Origin of the sequence: Salinispirillum sp. LH 10-3-1 (assembly GCF_030643825.1) — a bacterium.
Taxonomy (GTDB): Bacteria; Pseudomonadota; Gammaproteobacteria; order Pseudomonadales; family Natronospirillaceae; genus Salinispirillum.
The window spans coordinates 2,340,985-2,361,427 of record NZ_CP101717.1 but is presented as its reverse complement, the minus strand read 5'-3'; the positions used below and the strand labels follow the sequence as shown (position 1 = coordinate 2,361,427).

Sequence of the window (20,443 nt, the reverse complement as noted above, 5' to 3'; positions counted from 1 at the left end):
AATTTTTCTGGTTTACGAGCGGTATTTTCAGCCGGATCACAGCGACGGTAAAATTTCGTCGCGAATGGCCTGAAACAACTTTCGTCGGTGCTTGAATTGGGTGTTGGTATTCTGATCACTATCAGCGTATTGCTTTGCCTCTTGTTGGGCATTGCGTATCAACTGGCGCATGGGTTGACGCTCGATGTCTGGATAGGCTTCGAAAAAACGGGCAGTAGCCTCCGGATCTTCAAGCAGCTCTTTGCGCCAGCGCTCACTGAGTACGGTTAATTGCAGATGAACTTCACTGCCAGGGTCTTGGAAATCCAGAGCCTTAATGATGGCCTCTTCATCGGCATCACGCATCAAACGACCAATGTATTGCAGTTGTCGACGCTTGGCTTCATGGCTTTTGAGGCGCTGTGACTCCAACAACGCCGACAGCAATGTCTCGTCGAGAGGAAATTCCTTAAGCTTTTCGGGAGACAATTCGAGTAGACGGTTGCCGATGCCCTGTAAGCGGGTCATTTCCCGCTTCAATTCGGATTTCGAGACGACTTCGATTTCGATCTCGTCTTCTGGCTTCTTCTTTTTACGGGCCATGGTGTGCTATTCGCCTTCTTCAAAAAAATTATTGATCAGCCCGGTCACTGCGTCGAAGGCTGCTTGCTCGTCTTCGCCTTCCGTCTCTAAGATGACATCGGTGCCTTTGCTGGCCGCTAGCATCATCAATGACATGATGTTTTTGGCATCGGCTTTACGGCCATCTTTTTCGAGCGTGATGCGGCAACTGAATTCGTTCGCCAGTTTGTTGAGTTTCGCTGACGCGCGGGCATGTAAGCCCAGCTTGTTGATGATGGTGACAGTAGCTCTGATCATGACAGGGTCGACTTCAACTCCCGGTGTCTGAGCTGCACCGATGAATACTTTTGACGAAATATTTGGGCTAACTGCTGTGCAATAAAAACGGAGCGATGTTGTCCGCCTGTACAGCCGATACCTATGGTGAGGTATGAGCGATTATTGGCTTCGTAGCGTGGTAGCCAGCGATCCAGATAATCCTGAATGCTTTTGATCATGTCTCGCACATCGTCCTCTTTGTGTAGAAAGCGCTGGACGGGTTCGTCGAGGCCGGAATATTTGCGCAGCGCTGGGTCCCAGTAAGGATTTGGCAGGCAACGCACATCATACACGAGGTCGGCATCATGCGGGCTGCCATGTTTAAAGCCGAAAGACATAAAAAGCAGCGCCATTTCCTGTCGTGTTGTCCCGGCAACGCGGGTCTTAATCTGATCACGCAGCTCATAGATGGACAAGCCCGTGGTGTCGATGTTGAGGTGGGCCATGTTCACGATGGTGTCGAGCAGCTCTCTCTCATTGTGAATGGCTTCCTGCAAGGAAACATCATCACCCGTAAGAGGGTGTTTGCGCCGCGTTTCGGAAAAACGCTTATGCAATGTGGCTTCGTCAGCATCTAAATAAACGATGTCGAGGTCGATATTATCTGGCAGGCGAGCGATGATTTCGGGAAACTGGCGCAGTGCCTTGGTGGCATTGCGAGCGTCGATGCATACCGCCACCTTGGCTCCAATGTGATGCAGTAGCATCTCGTTGGCGAGCTCGGGCAGCATGGTGACGGGCAGGTTATCTATGCAGTTATAACCCACATCTTCCAGCACGTTCAGCGCGGTACTTTTACCGGAGCCAGAGCGGCCGCTGATGATGATCATCTCCATAGACATAGAAATACTGGGCTACTCAGCGATAAACGCAGAAAAGAAATCTTCTGCTGAGGTGGCGGCACGCATGGCTTTCAGGCGTGCGTCGTCATTGAATCGCTCAGCAATACGCGAGAGCAATTGCAAGTGCTCGGTGCGGGCTTCCTGCGGCACGATCAGCGTAAATACGATATCGACCGGCTTTTGGTCCAATGCATCGAAATCGATGGGTTCGTCCAGTTTGACCAGCAGACCAAAGGGAGCCTCACAAGTCAGCAGTCGACAATGTGGAATGGCGACGCCGTTACCAAAACCTGTGGAGCCTAAACGCTCGCGCTCAATAAGGTTGCTGAAGACCTGATCGGCTTCACAGGACGGGTACAGTTCACTGACTGTATCACTGATCAGTTGCAGGGTTTTTTTCTTGCTCTGGCTAGGCGCACCCCAGAGGGTGCGCTCCAGATTAACGACGTCATTTAGGTTAGGCATATATTTTGTTTAGCGGCCGTGTCCGTGCATACGGTCTACGGTCTTTTCCTTGTGTTTCAGAAGTTGGCGATCCAGCTTATCGACCATGAGGTCAATGGCTGCGTACATGTCGTCGTGTTCAGCGTCGGCGAATAGTTGCCCGCCTTTGATATGCAGTGTGGTCTCAGCTTTTTGACGATTCTTCTCGATGCTGAGGGTCGTTTGCACGATGCTGATTTGATCAAAGTGTCTTTCTAAGCGATCCAGTTTGCCGTTTACATAGTCGCGCAGTGGGTCGGTTAATTCTACATGATGGCCACTGATGTTGATTTGCATAGGATAACTCCTTCTGACGAATGGGGGTGGTGTGAAACCCACCCAGTGGAAACGCTATCTATCTATGTAATAAGTGTAGCTGACTTTAGTTTCAAGACATTGATCTGGATTAATTTATTCTTTACATAATGCTCTTGCGTTCATTCGACGGTGGTATGTTCATTGCTTCACGATACTTGGCAATGGTCCGGCGGGCTACATTGATGCCTTGGTCTTTCAACAAATTGGCTATTTTGCTGTCGCTCAGCGGCTTTTTCGTATTTTCCGCACTGACCAGTTTTTTAATCAGGGCGCGTATGGCAGTGGATGAACACTCGCCACCGGTGTTGGTACTGACGTGACTGGAGAAAAAATATTTCAGTTCGAAAATGCCGCGCGGCGTATGCATGAATTTCTGTGTTGTGACCCGCGAGATGGTTGATTCGTGCATTTCAACGGCTTGCGCGATGTCGTGCAACACTAAGGGCTTCATGGCCTCTTCACCAAACTCTAAGAAGCCTTTTTGGTGTTCGACAATCTGGGTGGCCACTTTTAACAAGGTTTCATTACGGCTCTGCAGGCTCTTAATGAACCACTTGGCTTCTTGCAGGTTGTCTTTGATGTAGTTGTTGTCGGCGCTGTTGTCGGCGCGTTTGACCATCGAAGCATAGTCACTGTTAACACGTAGTCGAGGTGCAATCTCTGGGTTTAGCTCCACCACCCAGCGGTGGTGTTCAATGTCTTTACGCACGATCACGTCTGGGATGACGTATTCTGACTCATGGTTGGAAATGGTGGTGCCCGGGCGCGGATTCGTTTGCTGAACCAGCATTAAGGCATCACGCAGTTGGTCTTCTTTGATGCGCATCTTGCGCATAATCTGTGGGTAATCTTTCGTCGCCAGTAAGTCCGAAAAATCGGTGACTAGACGAAGAGCCTCTTTGCGGTGTGGAGTGTCTTCGGGCAATTGACGCAATTGAATAACAATGCACTCGCTAAGATTTTGCGCGCAAACCCCGGTAGGCTCGAACTGCTGAAGCCGATGCAGTACCGCCATCATTTCGTCCATTTCCAGCGGGTCGTCCAGCGTGCTCAGCTCTTCTTCCAAGCCTTCAAAAATGTCTTCGATGGTGGAGCACAGCATGCCGCTGGGCTCTACTGAGTCAATGATGGCTGTGGCAATGATACGGTCACGTTCACTCATCGGCGTCAGATTGAGCTGCCACATGAGGTGATCGTAGAGGTCGTCACCGGCGATGGTCTGGTTTTCGAAGTTGTAGTCGTCGTCGGGGCCGGGCATGGAGGCGCTGGTCGGCGTATGCTGGTAGATATCGTCCCAGTTACTGTCTACCGACAGGTCTTCAGGGATTTGCTCACTCCAAAGCTCTTCGGCGGGGCGCTCGTCGGGTTCCGAAAGATTGTTGTTTTGCAGCGACAAGTCATCGGACTGGCTATTGGCGTCTGAATGACTGTCTTTGTCTTGATGATCCAGTTCGTGTTCTTCGGCGACCTCCAGTAAGGGGTTGGAGTCGAGCGCTTCCTGGATTTCCTGTTGCAGGTCCAGAGTCGAAAGTTGCAATAAACGAATGGCCTGCTGCAGTTGCGGTGTCATCGTCAACTGTTGGCCCATTTTTAGCTGCAAGCTGGTCTTCATGTCGCTCCTGATACTGCTCGGTACGGGAAATACGCCGCCGTGCAAAAAACAAAAATGTACAAATGGGTTGCGTGTGGGGGTGTTTAAAGCGGCGAAAGCTCCTAAAGGCGGAAGTGCTCGCCCAAGTATACTTCCCTCACTTTCTGGTTAGCCAGTATATCGTCTGCGCCGCCCTCTGCAATAATAGTACCACCTCCTACGATATAAGCACGCTCACAAATGTCTAAAGTTTCGCGTACGTTGTGGTCGGTGATCAATACGCCGATGCCTTTATCGCGCAACTGGTACACAATGCTCTTAATATCGGAGACGGAAATGGGGTCTACCCCGGCGAAGGGCTCATCAAGCAGGATGAAGTCTGGTTCGGAAGCCAGTGCGCGGGCGATCTCTACGCGCCGCCGCTCGCCGCCTGACAGGGCAATGCCTTGGCTGTCACGAATGTGGGTGATGTTAAACTCTTCTAGTAAGGCTTCCATCTTTTGATGGCGTTCCGCTTTGCTCAGCGTTTTACGCAGTTCCAATACGGCCATGATGTTGTCGGCCACTGTCAGCTTGCGAAATACCGACGCTTCCTGCGGAAGATAGCCAACGCCCATCTGAGCCCGCTTGTGCATGGGCAGGCCAGTCAACGGCTGGTCATCCAGCAAGATTTCGCCCGCGTCATTAGCTACCAGCCCGACGATCATGTAGAAGCAGGTGGTTTTACCTGCACCGTTAGGTCCCAGTAAGCCGACCACTTCGCCGGTACGAACCGTCAAGGACACATCGGTGACAACAGGGCGTTTACCGTACGTTTTGGCAAGGTGCCGGGCGATCAGCTGTTTGGCCATCTTCATTCTCGTTGGTAAGACACATGGATACACGTTCACCTTCCGTCCCATCCGGGGCGCGGAAACTGGATTCAAAATCGTCCGTTTCTTGGTTGTAGCGGATGTAGTGGGCTGAAGCAACATTGCGACCCTGCTGCAAGCGTGCACGCCCTTGTGCAGTTAAGATACTGGTTTCGGTGTCGTAAATAACCAGCTCGCCCTCAAGTCGCGTGAAGGGCTCGCCGTCGGCGAATTGATCAGAAACCCATGCCGGGGTAACACCGGAGGCTTCCATGCGTGAAATTTCGTTTTGGTCATTGCGATACACCACAACTTGCTCGGCCTGAATGGTGAGCGTTCCCTGGGTGATGACGACATCGCCCGTATAGGTCATGACGTTGGTACGCAAATTCCCTTGGTTGCGATCCGCAGTAACGTCGATCGGAAGGTCGCGGTCACCGGGCAAGGCGTAGGCCAAGGTGGTGATCGCGAGTGCGCTAATCAGGGCGGTATATCGAACGAACTTGCTCATGCAGATCGAACTCCAGTGTGTTCAGGTTGATGGTCATGCCAATGGCCTCAGTGTTCATGCGAGACCCCTGGGTTATGGTCACCGGTGCGTCGGTGGTCGCCAGTTCCGTGAGGTTATCATAGTGCAGCACTGAGGTACGTATCACGAGTGGCAATTCGGCTTCAGGGTCGCTGATCACTACGACATTACCCGTCATGGTCCAGTAACGGCCGTTGTTCACTTCGGCGCGGTTAGCTGTCATCGCTGACGGCGGATTACCGGCGGCCTGCAGATCTGGATTTTCCAATACCAGCCGGTCCGCTTTATCATAAAATTCGGCGTGTGTGGCGAGCAATGTAGACACCCAGACACCTTCAGTATCGGTGGTGATGCGTTCTATGTTGGCCATACGCAGTTGCGGCAATGTTCGTGCATCAGAGGTCGTTGGTTCGTCCGCGACGGTCACGCCCTGGCGCGTAGAGAGCCACAGCCCGGCGACGGTCGCCAAAACCACGATTAGGGTTAAACCGATGCGCTTAACGTTCATGCAACGCCTGCGCGCAATAAATCATGCATGTGGACGATACCCATAGGCTCCCGGTTGGCGTCGACGACCACTAACGCAGTGATTTGAGCCTGCTCCATAATGTACAGTGCTTCGGCTGCCAAGGCTGCGGGTGCGATGGTCTTTCCGCCCGGGTGCATGACTTCGGTTACAAGGGTGCTGTGAATTTCCACGTTGCGCTCGAACGTACGACGCAAGTCACCATCGGTATATACACCGAGCAATACATTGTCTGCATCCACAATGGTGGTCATGCCGAGGCCTTTCCGAGTCATTTCCAACAGTGCCGCGCTGACCGTGGCGGTGGGTAATACTCTGGGCACTCGCTCGCCCGTTTGCATAATGTTTTCTACCTTCAGCAAGAGGCGCTTGCCTAGGCTGCCGCCGGGGTGTGAAAAGGCGAAGTCCTCCGCAGAAAAACCACGCGCTTCCAATAAGGCGATGGCGAGTGCGTCACCCAGTACCAAGGCGGTGGTTGTGCTGGACGTGGGGGCCAGGTTCAGTGGGCAGGCTTCAATATCGACGCCACTGTCGAGCATGGCGTCGGCTTCCGAGCCCAGGGTAGATTCAGCCTGCCCCGTGATGGCAATAACCGGAATGCCCAAGCGCTTGATGGCGGGAAGTAGGGAAATGATCTCATTAGTCTCGCCGCTGTTGGACAGCGCCACGATCACATCGTCACGTGTGATCATGCCGAGATCGCCATGACTGGCTTCCCCCGGGTGCATAAAGAACGCCGGTGTGCCTGTGCTTGCCAAGGTTGCGGCGATCTTATTGCCGATGTGGCCCGACTTGCCCATACCAGTGACAACGACTCGCCCCTTGTTGTTGCGCATAATGATTTCACAGGCGCGGTTAAAGTGGTCGTCAAGACGATCCAGCATCGCGGTGATGGCATCGGCTTCCATCTGCAAGGTGCGACGAGCACTGTTTAGGAAGTTATAAGGCTGTGCTTTCATAAGGTCAGGGCCTGATAGTTCAGATACAGATAATAGATATAAGACACGAGCAGCACCACACCAAATAGGCGAGGTGTTGGTTTTTGTTGGCGACCAAACCACCATGCAACCACCAATAACATGACAGTGGTCAGCAGAACAAACAGATAGTCGCGCCACAGCACAGCAGGCTCAAGCGCAGTGGGGGCTATCGCCGCGGCAACACCAACCACTGCCAAAATGTTAAAGATATTGGAGCCGACCACGTTACCGATGGTCATTTCATGGTGACCCTTTCGGGTACTGGCAATGGCGGTGGCCAGCTCCGGTAGGCTGGTGCCGATGGCAACAATGGTCGCCCCCACAACCAATTCACTGATGCCAAAGCGAAAAGCCAATTGGGTCGCGCCCCAGACTAAAAGTTGAGCCCCGACGACCAGCAGTACCAAGCCCATTGTGAGCCAAAATAGCGAGGTGCGCAGCGGCATGTCGTCTGGAATGTCGTCCGAAAAATCGGGCAGCTCCGCGGTATTTTTGATGTGCATGGCATGCCATACGGTACCCACAATAAACACCACAAGCAGGCCAATCATCACAAGGCCTTCCCAGCGGCTCAGGTACAGATTGGCCAGCACCACCCCCAGCAACAGGGTGACGGCCAGCAATATATGGGATTCACGGCGCCATACTGAGCGGTTCACTGGCAGGGCAATCAGTAACGCACACACGCCCAGCACCAAGCCTATGTTGGCGATATTGGACCCTTGGGCATTGCCGATTGCGAGTGCCGGGCTGCCGGATAAGGCGGCGCTGGCCGAGACGATAATCTCCGGCGCGCTGGTGCCTAACGCTACTATGGTCAGGCCAATCACTAAGGGTGAGATGCCAGCAGTCCGGGCCATGGCAGCAGCGCCACCGACGAAGCGGTCAGAGCTCCAAACCAGCAAAACGAGGCCCAGAACGATGGCGCCAACGATGAGCAACATAGGTAGTACTCCTGAATGGGGGCACATTAAAAATCAACCGACGGCTGAAATGCAAGCCACACCGACATTGCACAGGATGGCAGAGACGTATGGACTGTGTAATTGCACCCTAATATTGTTTCGAACGGCGAACGAATTAGGTGTTGAGGTGGTTTCATTGGCCGGTATTTCATATAATGCCGAACCTTTTTATTTGTGAGGTGTTCAATGCACGCAGAACAGATTAAAGATATCCTCACCGCAGCCTTGCCCGATTGTACCGTCGAGGTCACGGGTAACGGTGCCAAATTTCATGTGAAGGCACGTGGTATAGCTTTCAAAGGTCTTATGCCAGTAAAGCAGCAACAGTTGATTTACGGCTTTTTAAACGAACATATCCAGAGTGGCGCTATTCACGCGGTGACCATGGACCTGGGAACGGAGAACGAATAGAGCGCTCTATGGATAAATTATTGATTTCAGGTGGTAATCCCATCGATGGCACTATTCGCATCTCCGGTGCCAAGAATGCCGCGTTGCCAATCTTGGCTGCCACTCTGCTGACGGATGAACCGGTCACTTTACGTAATCTGCCGCACCTGAACGACATCACCACCATGATTGAGCTGTTGGTGTGTATGGGTGTTGAAGTGTTGATCAACGAAGACATGAGCGTGCAGATCAACGCCGGTACGCTGAAAGACTGTACGGCGCCGTATTCATTGGTGAAGACCATGCGGGCGTCTATTCTGGTTTTAGGGCCGCTGTTGGCACACTTTGGGGAAGCCAATGTGTCGCTGCCCGGTGGGTGTGCCATTGGTAGCCGTCCGGTTGACCTGCACATCCGTGGTATGGAGGCCTTAGGTGGCCAGATCACCATGGAAGACGGGTACATCAAGGCGCGCAGCAACGGTCGTTTGAAAGCCGCCGATTACTTCTTCGATATGGTGTCGGTCACCGGTACTGAGAACGTGTTGATGGCGGCGGTTTTGGCGGATGGCGTCAGCGTGATCGAAAATTCGGCGCGTGAACCAGAGGTGGTCGACCTGGCACATTGCTTGGTGGCCATGGGGGCGCAAATCGAAGGCATTGGTACCGACACCATGCGGGTCACCGGCGTCGAAAAGCTACACGGTTGTGACCACAAGGTGCTGCCGGATCGAATAGAGGCCGGTACCTACTTGGTGGCGGGGGCAATTTCCGGTGGTCGAGTTCACCTGAAAGACGTAGACCCTAAAACCATGGATTCCGTATTGGTGAAGTTGCGTGAGTGTGGTGCGGAAATCATCACGACCGATAACAGCATCGTGCTTGATATGCATGGCAAGCGACCTAAGGCTGTCAATATCACTACCGCGCCTTACCCTGCGTTCCCAACCGATATGCAAGCACAGTTTACCGTGCTGAATGCCGTAGCGGAGGGAACGGGTACGGTCGAAGAAACCATCTTCGAAAACCGTTTTATGCACATTCAAGAACTCCACCGCATGGGCGCTGACTGCACCATAAAAGGCAATACCGTCGTGATTAAAGGCGTGCCTAAATTGCATGCTGCGCCAGTGATGGCGACCGATTTGCGCGCTTCCGCCAGTTTGGTGTTGGCGGCATTGGTGGCGGAAGGTGATACCTTGGTAGACCGCATCTATCATATCGATCGCGGTTATGAGTGTATTGAAGAGAAGCTTCAGTTGCTCGGCGCAACCATCAAAAGGGTGGCTGGCAAAGGCTGATCATCCTGCTGTTTAGGAACGACTGATCGTTGCGCTATTGGCCTGACGATCAGCATGCAAGAGTCATCAAAACAATGTCACCGATTACCATAGCATTATCTAAGGGCCGCATTCTCGACGAGACCCTTCCGTTGTTTGCCGCTGCAGGCATCGCGCCACTGGAAGACATCCATACCAGTCGTAAACTGATCTTTGAAACCACTCAACCGAATGTGCGATTGATCGTAATTCGTGCTTCTGACGTACCTACCTATGTCGAGTACGGCGTGGCCGACTTGGGTGTGTCCGGTAAGGACGTACTGATGGAGCACGGCGGACAAGAAATGTATGAACTGGTCGATCTGAACATCGCGCGCTGTCGTTTAATGACGGCGGCGATCAAGGGCGCCGTGATGCCAGAGGGCCGACTGCGTGTCGCCACCAAGTTTGTGCAGGTGGCTAAGCGATATTTTGCTGAACAAGGTCGTCAGGTTGATATCATTAAGCTGTATGGCGGTATGGAATTGGCGCCGATCATGAATTTGGCTGACTGCATCGTAGACATTGTGGACACTGGCAACACCTTGCTGGCCAATGGTCTGGAGCCACGAGAACACATGGCGGATATTTCGACGCGTTTGGTCGTGTCGCGTGCGGCTTATAAGACCAAGGCGGATCAGATCATGCCCATCGTTGAACAGTTAGAACAGGCGGTACAGAAGCGTGACAAATGATAAAACTTCTCTTATTCGTCGACTGAGTACAGTTGACGATGGTTTTAGCTCGGCGCTGGATGGCTTACTGGCGTGGGAAGGCGTGTCCGATGCCAAGGTCAATGAAACGGTACTGAAGGTCATCGATGACGTGCGTCAGCGCGGAGATGCGGCGGTGATTGAATACACCAACCGCTTTGATCGCACCCACTTCGAGCACATGAGCGAACTGCGCATTGCGCGTCCCGAGCTCGAAGCCGCGTACAAGCGTTTAGCGCCTAAGTTGCAGCATGCACTGGAGATCTCCGTGGAACGCGTGCGGGCTTATCACCAGCATCAAAAGCAAGAATCGTGGCAGTACACGGATGCCAGTGGCACGGTGCTGGGTCAGCGTATCACGCCGCTCGACCGGGTGGGCGTTTATGTGCCAGGCGGCTTGGCACCCTTGGCAAGTTCGGTCGTGATGACGGCAGTGACCGCTAAGGTAGCCGGTGTGCCAGAAGTCATTATGGCGCACCCAACACCGGACGGCGAAGTGTCGGATTTCGTGTTAGCTGCTGCGTGGCTGTCTGGTGTCGATCAAGTATTTACCATGGGTGGTGCACAGGCCATCGCGGCCTTGGCTTACGGTACGGAGTCTGTACCAGCGGTCGATAAGGTGGTGGGACCCGGTAATATCTACGTTGCTACGGCGAAGCGGCATGTGTACGGCCAAGTCGGTATTGATATGGTGGCAGGGCCGTCAGAAATTTTGGTGGTGTGCGATGGACAGACCGATCCGGACTGGATCGCCATGGACCTGTTCTCACAAGCCGAGCATGATGCCGATGCGCAGGCCATATTGCTGTGCCCAGACGCCGAGTACCTCGATAAGGTAGAAGCGGCTATTGCCCGCTTGTTGCCGACTCTGGAGCGTGAGGCCATTGCGCGGCAGTCGTTGGCTGATCGTGGTGCATTGATCAAGGTGCGTGATCTGCAAGAAGCCATCGAGCTGGTGAATCGTATTGCCCCGGAACACTTGGAGTTGAGTGTGGAAAAGCCGGAGCAGTATCTGGATAGCATTCGGCATGCCGGAGCTATTTTTATGGGGCGGCATACGTCAGAAGCGCTGGGTGACTATGTGGCTGGGCCGAATCACGTATTGCCCACCTCCGGCACCGCGCGCTTCAGTTCTCCGCTGGGAGTGTACGATTTCCAGAAAAAATCGTCGATCATCTATTGCACGCCAGACAGCGCCTCCGAGTTGGGTGAGTCAGCCGGGCCTTTGGCGCGCGGTGAGCTACTGACGGCGCATGCGCGCAGTGCAGAAATGCGAGTTAAACCCTAGTCCGTTCGTGGGGCTAGTCCCTAGGGGCTGGCCCCTCTACCTAGGGGTGTAGTTTTAACTCCAGCGGTTGATATCAACCGTGCTGCCACAAATTCAATCTGAACGTCGCCTGACCACTTGGGTAACCTGTCTGCTCAATAAAGATAAGGTCAGTACCGTGGCGACAATTCATCCTCATACCGTATTTCATGCTGCAATTCCCGGCTACCTCGATATCTCGGCGCAAGGCATTACCCTAACGCTGCGCGTTTTCGCAGAAGAAACACTCCAACAAGTCTGGGTGCGCACTGACCCGGACAACGAAGAGCATCTCACTGCGATGGTCTTTGGTGAGGTTGTCGATGGTTGGCGTTATTGCTCTGCAACCATCCCGTTGGATGAAGTACGGCCACACACGGCGTATGTCTTTAAAGTTCAGCTGGCTGAGCGCATGCTTTGGCTAGCGGCCGACGGTCAACATACGCGTATGCCTGCCCGTGAAGTACACTTTAAACACGCCCATGATGCACCGCCCGCTTGGGTCAGTGAGCAGATTTTTTATCAAGTATTTCCGGATCGTTTCCGCAACGGCGATGCGTCACTGAATGTCAAAGATGGTGAATACGAATACCTGTGCGGCCGCCCGGTGAAAGCGCGCGAATGGCATGAGTTGCCGAGCGGGGACTATGGTCCCAGCGAGTTTTTCAACGGTGACCTGCCCGGCGTAGTGCAATCGCTCGAGTATTTGCAGCACACACTGGGCGTCACCGCGATTTATCTCAATCCGGTATTTCGTTCAGACTCCAATCACAAATACGACACCATCGACTATTACCAAGTCGACCCACATTTGGGTGGGAATGAGGCGCTGGTAACCCTGCGGCAAGCGACCGCAGAACGTGATATGAAGCTGATGCTGGACGGCGTATTGAACCATACCTCTATTCGGCACGACTGGTTCGTACGAGCGCAGGCCGGTGAAAAACCGTACGTGAATTATTTTTTGGACGCTGAAGGCGATTACGTCAGCTGGAAAGGCCACAAGAGCCTGCCGGTGGTGGACTACGCTAACCCTGACGTGGTTGACGTATTCTATCAGGCCGACAACTCGGTGCTGCGACACTGGTTGCGCCCCCCTTACAACATCGATGGTTGGCGATTGGACGTGATCCATATGCTCGGTGAGGGCAAGGGGGCGGTTAATAATGACAAGCATGTGCGCGCCATGCGCCGTGTTATTAAACAGGAGAATACCGACGCCTATCTGCTCGGAGAGCACTTCTTTGAAGCGACCCAGTGGCTGCAAGGAGACCAAGAAGATGGCGCGATGAATTACTATGGCTTTCTGCAGCCTGTTTGGATGTTCTTAGCTGGGTACGATATCGCCCGACATAAGGCCAGTATTGATGCCGAGGAAATGGCTTCATGGATGAGCGAAGCGCGTGCGAAAATCCCTTTCGCTATCGCCAAGGCACAGTTCAATCAACTCGACAGCCATGATACCCCGCGTATGCTGACCTTGCTGGGTAACGACCACGCACGCCTGGTGATGGCGGTGCGATTGCAAATGGCTTATTTGGGTGTGCCTTGTATCTACTACGGTGACGAGGTGGGCTTGCAGGGCGGTGAAGACCCGCATTGCCGGGCACCCTTTCCATGGGATAGCCAACAGTGGAATGACGACCTTTTGCAGCGTTTTCAACAGGCTATTCGTTGGCGCAAAGAATTACCGGCTTTACGCGGCGGTGCGGTGGTGGACTTGCATGCTGCTGGTGATCAGTGGGTGTTTGCCCGCCTGCTCGCCGATAGTTCGGTGCTGGTATCGGTCAATCGCGCCAATACGCCGGTTCGCCAGGCGGTAAACTGTAGCATTCTCAAGGGCTTGCCCGGCTCGACGTGGTGCAACATCGAGACAGGGCAGGTGGTGCAGGCCGATGCTCAGGGCGCATTGTCTTTGCCGTTGGGCGCGACCGCCACGGAGCTCTGGGTGTCTGCTCACTAACCGCTCGTGCTGGCCAAAGGCGCTTTCCAGCCGCGCAAACGCAGGGCGTTGGTGATTACGCAAACGCTGGAGGCGGCCATGGCGGCAGCGGCAAAGACGGGTGATAACAGAATGCCGGTGGCAGGGTAGAGCACTCCTGCCGCTACCGGAATCAAGATGCTGTTGTAGGCAAACGCCCAGAACAGGTTTTGCTTGATATTTCTGATGGTCGCTTGCGACAGCGCTATGGCATTGGCGGCATTACGTAGATCGCCGGACATCAAGACCACATCGGCGGCCTCAATCGCAATATCTGTACCTGTGCCGATAGCAATACCGACATCGGCTTGTGCCAGTGCGGGTGCATCGTTAATACCGTCGCCAACAAAGGCCACGGTATGACCTTCCGCTTGCAGTTTTTTCAAAGCAGCCACCTTGCCATCGGGCAAGACCTCCGCGATAACTTCATCAATACCGAGCTGGCGGGCGATGGCCTGAGCTGTTCTCTGGTTGTCGCCGGTAATCATGGTCACGCGCAGACCTGCGTTGTGCAGGGTACGAATGGCTTCCGCGGTGCTGTCTTTTAGCTGATCCGCAACGGCAATGATGGCGGCCAAACGGCCATCGATGGCGGCGTACAAGGGTGTTTTGCCCTCATCGGCCAAACGCTCGGCGGTGGCTGAGAACACACTGACCGTTAGGCCCAGTTGTGCCATGTAGCGATCAGCGCCGATGTGCACTTGCTGCCCTTGTACTTCGGCTGAAACGCCATAGCCTGAGTGGGATTGGAATCCGCTGGCCGAGGGTATGTCCAAGCCGCGTTCCTGTGCCGCCGCCACAATGGCGTCAGCGATAGGGTGTTCGGACAGACGCTCGACAGCCGCGATGCATGACAGAGTTGCTGCCTCATCGACGCCATCGCTCAACGCTATGTCGGTCAGTTCAGGCTGACCTTTGGTTAGCGTACCGGTCTTGTCCAAGGCAATCCAGGTTGCATCACGCAGCGTTTGCAAGGCTTCGCCACGACGAAACAGAATGCCCATTTCAGCAGCCTTACCTGTTCCCACCATGATAGACGTCGGTGTTGCCAAGCCCATGGCGCAGGGGCAGGCGATGATCAACACCGCCACAGCATTCACCAACGCTAAGGTCATCGCGGGTTCCGGTCCAAACAATAGCCAGACACCCAAAGTCAGCAGGGCCAGTGCCATAACGATGGGTACAAACACGCCGGTCACGCGGTCGACCAAGGCTTGAATGGGCAGCTTAGAGCCCTGCGCTTCTTCTACCATGCGGACAATTTGCGCCAGCACACTGTCCGCGCCGACGGTAGTCGCTTTAAAAGTTAGGCTGCCCGCCTTATTGATGGTTGCGCCGACCAAGGTATCACCTTGGTGCTTCGCCACAGGTATGGCTTCACCGGTAATCATGGCTTCATCCACATAGGACTCGCCCTCAGTCACTTCACCATCAACGGGAATCTTTTCGCCCGGTCGAACTTGCAGCAGATCGCCACTGACGACGTCGCTGACCGGTACTTCTATGGGCTCACCGTTACGCAGCACACGCGCGGTCTTCGCCTGTAGGCCGAGCAGACGCTTAATGGCTTGATTGGTGCGTCCTTTGGCATTTGCTTCCAAATAACGGCCTAACAAAATCAGCGTGATAATGACGGCAGATGCCTCAAAGTACACATGCACGGTGCCCTCCGGCAGTATGCCGGGTATAAAGGTCGCTACCACGGAATAACCCCAGGCCGCCGAGGTACCGAGGACCACCAAGGAGTTCATGTCCGGCGCAGCGCGCAGTAGCGCCGGTACCCCTTTGACATAGAACCGCCAGCCCGGGCCGAACTGCACAACAGTGGCCAGGGCGAAAAACAGATAGAAAAGGTTTTGCTGACCAATGGCATTAACCTGCCAATGATGAAAGGCCGAAATAAAATGTCCGCCCATGTCCAGAAGGAAAATCGGCAAGGTCAAGGCAGCTGACAGCCACAGCGCCCTTTTTAAAGAGACCTGTTCCAGCGTGCGCGCATCGGTGGCAGGATCACTGCTGTCAGTGGACTCAGGCACAGTGCTGGCCTGATACCCTGCTTTTTGCACGGCGGCAATCAAGGTGTCTATCGTGACTTCGCCTTCAACGACGGACAGCGTAGCGCGTTCGGTGGCTAGATTAACCTGCGCCGACAGCACTCCCGGTATGGCTGCCAGTGCTTTTTCTACCCGACCAACGCAGGACGCACAGCTCATCTGCTGAACATTAATTACTAGGGTTTGTGTACGAATGTTGTAGCCGGTTGTCTTTATGGCGTCGATGACCGCGCTTACCTCTGCGTCATCGGTGAGCCTGAACTGGGCCTTTTCTGTGGCTAAGTTCACGGACACATCCACAACGCCGGGGACCAGCTTGATGGCTTTTTCCACGCGTCCAACGCAAGACGCACAGCTCATGCCATCGATGACTAAAGAATGTTTCGTCGATGAAGTCATGGATAGGATTCCTGTAAGAATTGGCTATGAGACAGTGTGCACCTTACTGTTGGGGTAAGGTCAAGTGTCATGGCTTCACGCACATTGTTTTTCCGCTCTATGAAATAGGCTTGCTTTACTTAATGAGCAGATTCTGTAAATGTGCCCGCTTCACGACTGGTTAGGAAAGAATCCGATATGCGTTTGAACGTCAGCCCGAAAACCGCTGGGCTTTTATTGGCTTTGTTGTCGGCCTTGTCTTTTGGTGGCTCCGGGCCATTCGCGCGGCCATTAATGGACATTGGTGTCGATCCACTGCATGTGACTTGGCTACGCTTGTTGGGCATGGTGTTGGTGTTGTCCCCCGTGGCGTGGCATTACCGCTCTCTGTTTCAGCGCCAGTGGCGATTGCTGTTGGCCTATGGTGTGTTTCCTATCGCAGGTGTGCAGGCGTTTTACTTCGCTGCCGTGGCGCGTATTCCGGTAGGCATCGCGTTATTAATCGAGTTTCTTGGGCCGATACTGGTCTTGCTGTGGATATTGCTGGTGCGGAAACAGCCCGTAGCGCGCTCGGCAGCCCTGGGTGTGATCCTAGCCGTTGTGGGATTGGGCGCTTTGCTGGAGGTCTGGAACGGTCTGTCGCTTGATCCCATTGGCCTGCTGTTGGCCGCGGGTGCTGCAGCCTGTCAAGCAGGCTTTTTCTTACTGTCGGATGCGGCCAAGGAGGATACTCCACCGTTGGCCCTGATTGCGTTGGGTGGTCTTATCGCTTTCGCGGTTATGACCGTTATCGCCCAGCCTTGGAACCTACCTTGGCATTTGCTGGGCGGTCAGATTGTGATTGCTGGTGTATCAACGTCGGCATTGGTTTCTGTGGTGTGGTTAGGAGTGATTTCAACGGCGCTGGCCTATGTAACCGGGGTTGCGGCGATTCGTCGGCTGTCGCCACCCGTAGCGGGAGGCGTAGCCTACCTTGAAGTAGTGACAGCCATTTTGCTGGCGTGGATTATGTTAGGGCAGGCGCTCAACAGCGTTCAAATTCTAGGTGCCGTCATCGTCGTATTCGGCGCGTATCTGGCGCAACGCTCGGCGAGCCATACCGTGACATTGGAGATTCCTGCTCATGACGACCATCCTGCGGTTGACGCAGAGACCGAGGTGTTAGGCCGCTAACGCTGTGGACTGTTCGGTATCACCCTCTGTCAGGTTGCGCACCCATTTGCGTTGCCCCACGCGCCAGATGTTGCCAACCGCCTTAGCGGCTTCTTCGGCCAGGATCATGGCGTATACCCACGTAAAGGGCAGCTGCCACCAGAAGGCGGCTGCCAAAGTCAGCGGTAAGCCTACAAACCACAGGGCTGACATATCTAAGTACAAGCAGAATTTGGCGTCACCACCGGAGCGCAGAATGCCCTGTATGGACACCATGTTGAACACCTTCAACCAGAAACCCAAGCACATGATGGCAAACGCCAGTTGAGTTTGATGCAAGGTTTCGGCGTCCAGACTACCGATCAAGGGCAGCACGAACGGCGAAGCCGCCAGCAACACCAACCCGAACCCGAATGAGCCCAAGGGCGCGTAAAGCATGAAGCCTTTCGCCAAGGCGCGGGCGTCGTCGAACTGGCCGCGCCCCAAGCGTTGGCCGATCATGATGGAGCAGGCATTGGTGATTCCGAAGAAAAAGCTGTGATACATGCTTTCTATTGGACTGAGCAAACTCATCACGGCAAGCGGGGTTGTTCCCAGGCGCCCAGCGATCAAATGATAGGTTAGAGAGCCCATGGACCACAGCGTAAAGTTGACCAGCAATGGCCAGCTCAGTGTCCAATAGCGGCGGATCAGGTTGCGGGCCACGGCCTCGACGAAATGCAGGCGCTCGAGGCGCAACAGCTTGCCCGGGCGTTGCATGCTATACAGCATCCACATCACCTGAAAGATGCGCGCCAACAATGTCGCCAAGGCGGCACCGGCCACACCCATGGCGGGGACGCCCAAGCCACCGTTGATCAGCCAAAAGTTCAACGCAATGTTCAATACGATGGTGATGGTGGCGAAATACAGCGGCGTTTTACTGTCGCCTGTAGCCCGCAGTGCCGCTTCATAGACGATGACCAACTGCGTGAGCCATAAGGACAGCGCAGTAATGGCCAGGTAGCTGGCGCCTTGCGTAATAACCTGTGAATTATCTGTACCCAGCATCATTAGGTTGGTGGTGTTAAACCAGATCAGCAAGGTGATGGGTAGCATAAAGAGGGTGCCAGCCAGCAGACTCAAGGCCAGTGTATGACGCACGCGATCATGTCGTCCAGCACCAAAATACTGCGCCACCAGAATACTGCAACCGGTGCCTAAAGCCGCCATCAGGAGGATAAATACGAAGTTAATCTTACTGCCTAAACCGACCGCTGCGATGGCTTCTGCGCCCAGACCACTGACCATCAAGACATCGGCCATACCCAGTGCCGATACCAAGGCAGACTGTACGGCGACAGGAATAGCCAGGCTCCAAACCTCACGGAGAACAGGGCGGCGGTGTAGGGCTTTTACAGGTGACATTGCACTGTCCTAACGTGTGGATCGAAGCGGGAGATTTTAGACTTCCGGACGCCTCGGTGGTATGTTCAAACTCATCGACATACCTGTGAAAAATGATCATGTGGGAAGATATCTTCAATATTGATGAGCGCTGCCGTGAAAAATTCCTGACCGAACAGGAGTTTCCCGAGTTCAGTGTGCATGACTGGCGCATGGCAGGTGTCAGTTGGTTGCGTGGCACCTATGTGGTCGGGCGCAAGCTGCCCGATGTTCATACTTTGGTGTTTACCGTAGACGGGCAGGGCAAGTTGTACCTTCCCGGCCGCCAGCACGGCGTGCAGGCGGGGGAGTGGATGTTTATGCCTGCCGGTCAGCCGTTCCGTTTTGAGATCGACGGTGCCGAGTGGAAAACCTGCTGGATTCTGTTGCCCGATGTCGAGCGCTGGCGTTTTTTGCATACTCGACAGGCGGGTGTACAGCCGTCTGATGCCTGTTGGAGTCTGTACCACCTGTTGCATGGTCTGTATCACCAGATGCAGTCGCCACGGCGGCGGCGTCTCACGCAGATGGTTGCGGAGTTGTTGGGCGAAGAAGTTATGCAGGATGCGCAGCGAGATTTGACGCATGAGCGCCTGGTTCGACTCTTTCAGCAACTGGAAGACCGGTTGCATGTGCACTGGACGCTGGAAACATTAGCCGCTGAGCTGCATTACTCACCATCGCATTTTCATCGGCTGTGTCGGCAGTACTTTCAGCAAGGGCCGATGCAGAAGGTGGCGGCTATGCGCTTGGCACGAGCGCGCGAGTTGTTGCAGTTCTCCCAATGGCAGGTAAGGCAGATTGCACAACGGGTAGGTTACCAGGATGCCTTTAATTTCACCCACTGGTTTCGCCGTCACACCGGGTTGTCGCCCAGTGACTATCGCGCCGCCAGTCAGGAAGTGCAGTGCAGTTAACCACAGGCTTGCGGTGGGAGAGGGAGCAAACCTGTGCCGAGTGCGTTAACATTCAGAATATAGAGGATAGGAGGTAAGGTTATGGCGGTAGCGATCGGGCAGCTCAACCAATGGTTTAACGAATTACTCGAGCCGCAGGCGTTTCAAGACTATTGTCCAAACGGCTTGCAGGTTGAGGGGGCTCGTCCCGTGCAAAAATTGGTACTGGGCGTCACCGCCAGCCAATTGTTGCTCGATCAGGCCATTGCCGCCGGTGCCGACGCCGTACTCGTGCACCATGGTTATTTCTGGAAGGGCGAAGATGCCTGTATAACCGGTATGAAACGGCGCCGTATTCAGGCACTGCTGGAGGCTGGTGTGTCGCTGTGGGCCTATCACTTACCGCTGGACGCGCACCCGACACTGGGTAATAACGCGCAACTTGCGGCTCGTATGGGTTGGCAGGCGGAAGCCGGCATAAAGCCCGGACCGCGTCCCATTGGCAATATCGGTTCTCCCCGTGAGCCATTGTCAGCACAGCAGCTGAAGCAGCAACTGGCCACAGAACTGGATTACGAGCCTTTGCATATTGCCGGTGGGCCGGAACAGATAACGCGTGTTGCGTGGTGTACTGGGGGTGCGCAGGGCATGATTCAGGCGGCGTGGGAAGCCGGTGCAGACGCCTACATCAGTGGTGAAATCTCAGAACCAACGGTACACGCCGCTCGAGAACTGGGTATCCACTATTTTGCCGCAGGTCACCATGCGACAGAGCGTTATGGGGTGCAGGCGGTGGGCGCCGAGGCAGCGAAAACCTGGGGCATCGATGTCGAATTCATCGATTGCCCCATACCCGTCTAAATTCCCG

The 20,443-nt window shown here is 54.4% G+C and carries 21 protein-coding genes; 8 read left to right on the top strand and 13 right to left on the bottom strand.

From position 1 onward, the window contains the following. Positions 1-36: 36 nt before the first annotated feature. The 11 genes from yjgA to NFC81_RS10585 all read right to left on the bottom strand — a co-directional run bounded on the left by yjgA (position 37) and on the right by NFC81_RS10585 (position 7,943). On the bottom strand, positions 37-582 hold the full coding sequence (gene yjgA, locus NFC81_RS10635) for a ribosome biogenesis factor YjgA (protein WP_304994463.1): 546 nt from the start codon (positions 580-582) through the stop codon (positions 37-39). 6 nt (positions 583-588) lie between these two features. Then, the gene (locus tag NFC81_RS10630; RefSeq protein ID WP_304994462.1) at positions 589-858 is read right to left on the bottom strand and encodes an HPr family phosphocarrier protein; all 270 of its coding nucleotides are present in this window, start codon (positions 856-858) and stop codon (positions 589-591) included. Further along, positions 855-1,721 (bottom strand): RNase adapter RapZ, encoded by an 867-nt coding sequence (gene rapZ / locus NFC81_RS10625; RefSeq protein WP_370529860.1) that lies wholly within the window; start codon positions 1,719-1,721, stop codon positions 855-857. Before rapZ ends, NFC81_RS10630 begins: the two co-directional genes overlap by 4 nt. Positions 1,722-1,733: 12 nt before the next feature. Beyond that, positions 1,734-2,186, bottom strand: a complete 453-nt coding sequence (locus NFC81_RS10620; RefSeq protein ID WP_304994461.1) for a PTS sugar transporter subunit IIA — start codon at positions 2,184-2,186, stop codon at positions 1,734-1,736. A gap of 9 nt (positions 2,187-2,195) precedes the next feature. After that, positions 2,196-2,501: a ribosome hibernation-promoting factor, HPF/YfiA family gene (hpf, locus tag NFC81_RS10615; protein WP_304994460.1), complete on the bottom strand. Its 306-nt coding sequence runs from the start codon at positions 2,499-2,501 to the stop codon at positions 2,196-2,198. A gap of 121 nt (positions 2,502-2,622) precedes the next feature. Then, positions 2,623-4,134, bottom strand: coding sequence for an RNA polymerase factor sigma-54 (locus NFC81_RS10610; protein WP_304994459.1), 1,512 nt, complete (start codon positions 4,132-4,134; stop codon positions 2,623-2,625). A gap of 101 nt (positions 4,135-4,235) precedes the next feature. Continuing rightward, positions 4,236-4,964 carry an LPS export ABC transporter ATP-binding protein gene (lptB, locus tag NFC81_RS10605; protein ID WP_304994458.1) on the bottom strand — a complete coding sequence of 243 codons (729 nt, stop codon included), beginning with the start codon at positions 4,962-4,964 and terminating at the stop codon, positions 4,236-4,238. Next, positions 4,918-5,475 (bottom strand): lipopolysaccharide transport periplasmic protein LptA, encoded by a 558-nt coding sequence (lptA, locus tag NFC81_RS10600; protein WP_304994457.1) that lies wholly within the window; start codon positions 5,473-5,475, stop codon positions 4,918-4,920. Before lptA ends, lptB begins: the two co-directional genes overlap by 47 nt. Continuing rightward, positions 5,441-6,001 (bottom strand): LPS export ABC transporter periplasmic protein LptC, encoded by a 561-nt coding sequence (lptC, locus tag NFC81_RS10595; protein WP_304994456.1) that lies wholly within the window; start codon positions 5,999-6,001, stop codon positions 5,441-5,443. The genes lptA and lptC overlap by 35 nt, the downstream gene beginning before the upstream one ends. Further along, positions 5,998-6,978 carry a KpsF/GutQ family sugar-phosphate isomerase gene (locus tag NFC81_RS10590; RefSeq protein WP_304994455.1) on the bottom strand — a complete coding sequence of 327 codons (981 nt, stop codon included), beginning with the start codon at positions 6,976-6,978 and terminating at the stop codon, positions 5,998-6,000. The genes lptC and NFC81_RS10590 overlap by 4 nt, the downstream gene beginning before the upstream one ends. Then, on the bottom strand, positions 6,975-7,943 hold the full coding sequence (locus tag NFC81_RS10585) for a calcium/sodium antiporter (protein WP_304994454.1): 969 nt from the start codon (positions 7,941-7,943) through the stop codon (positions 6,975-6,977). Before NFC81_RS10585 ends, NFC81_RS10590 begins: the two co-directional genes overlap by 4 nt. 207 nt (positions 7,944-8,150) lie before the next feature. Here NFC81_RS10585 and NFC81_RS10580 point away from each other — a divergent pair, with 207 nt between their 5' ends. From NFC81_RS10580 to malZ, 5 genes are all read left to right on the top strand, one after another. Further along, positions 8,151-8,375: a BolA/IbaG family iron-sulfur metabolism protein gene (locus tag NFC81_RS10580; protein ID WP_304994453.1), complete on the top strand. Its 225-nt coding sequence runs from the start codon at positions 8,151-8,153 to the stop codon at positions 8,373-8,375. A gap of 8 nt (positions 8,376-8,383) precedes the next feature. Beyond that, positions 8,384-9,652, top strand: coding sequence for a UDP-N-acetylglucosamine 1-carboxyvinyltransferase (gene murA / locus NFC81_RS10575; protein ID WP_304994452.1), 1,269 nt, complete (start codon positions 8,384-8,386; stop codon positions 9,650-9,652). A 74-nt stretch (positions 9,653-9,726) separates the two neighbouring features. Then, positions 9,727-10,365 carry an ATP phosphoribosyltransferase gene (hisG, locus tag NFC81_RS10570; protein WP_304994451.1) on the top strand — a complete coding sequence of 213 codons (639 nt, stop codon included), beginning with the start codon at positions 9,727-9,729 and terminating at the stop codon, positions 10,363-10,365. Then, positions 10,355-11,671: a histidinol dehydrogenase gene (gene hisD, locus NFC81_RS10565; protein ID WP_304994450.1), complete on the top strand. Its 1,317-nt coding sequence runs from the start codon at positions 10,355-10,357 to the stop codon at positions 11,669-11,671. Before hisG ends, hisD begins: the two co-directional genes overlap by 11 nt. Positions 11,672-11,750: 79 nt before the next feature. Then, positions 11,751-13,652: a maltodextrin glucosidase gene (gene malZ / locus NFC81_RS10560; protein WP_304994449.1), complete on the top strand. Its 1,902-nt coding sequence runs from the start codon at positions 11,751-11,753 to the stop codon at positions 13,650-13,652. Here the strand turns inward: malZ and NFC81_RS10555 are convergent. Continuing rightward, positions 13,649-16,123, bottom strand: coding sequence for a heavy metal translocating P-type ATPase (locus NFC81_RS10555; RefSeq protein WP_304994448.1), 2,475 nt, complete (start codon positions 16,121-16,123; stop codon positions 13,649-13,651). The two genes, malZ and NFC81_RS10555, sit on opposite strands and share 4 nt — an antisense overlap. Positions 16,124-16,300: 177 nt before the next feature. Between NFC81_RS10555 and NFC81_RS10550 the strand changes: the two genes are divergently transcribed. Continuing rightward, entirely contained in the window at positions 16,301-17,275 is a 975-nt protein-coding gene (locus NFC81_RS10550) for an EamA family transporter (RefSeq protein WP_304994447.1), read from the top strand. Here NFC81_RS10550 and NFC81_RS10545 read toward each other — a convergent pair. After that, the gene (locus NFC81_RS10545) at positions 17,264-18,661 is read right to left on the bottom strand and encodes an MATE family efflux transporter (RefSeq protein ID WP_304994446.1); all 1,398 of its coding nucleotides are present in this window, start codon (positions 18,659-18,661) and stop codon (positions 17,264-17,266) included. The genes NFC81_RS10550 and NFC81_RS10545 overlap by 12 nt on opposite strands. Before the next feature lie 98 nt (positions 18,662-18,759). Here NFC81_RS10545 and NFC81_RS10540 point away from each other — a divergent pair, with 98 nt between their 5' ends. Together NFC81_RS10540 and NFC81_RS10535 are read left to right on the top strand one after the other, a co-directional pair. Beyond that, positions 18,760-19,596 carry an AraC family transcriptional regulator gene (locus NFC81_RS10540; protein WP_304994445.1) on the top strand — a complete coding sequence of 279 codons (837 nt, stop codon included), beginning with the start codon at positions 18,760-18,762 and terminating at the stop codon, positions 19,594-19,596. Positions 19,597-19,677: 81 nt separating this feature from the next. Continuing rightward, positions 19,678-20,436 carry a Nif3-like dinuclear metal center hexameric protein gene (locus NFC81_RS10535; RefSeq protein ID WP_304994444.1) on the top strand — a complete coding sequence of 253 codons (759 nt, stop codon included), beginning with the start codon at positions 19,678-19,680 and terminating at the stop codon, positions 20,434-20,436. Positions 20,437-20,443 lie beyond the last annotated feature (7 nt).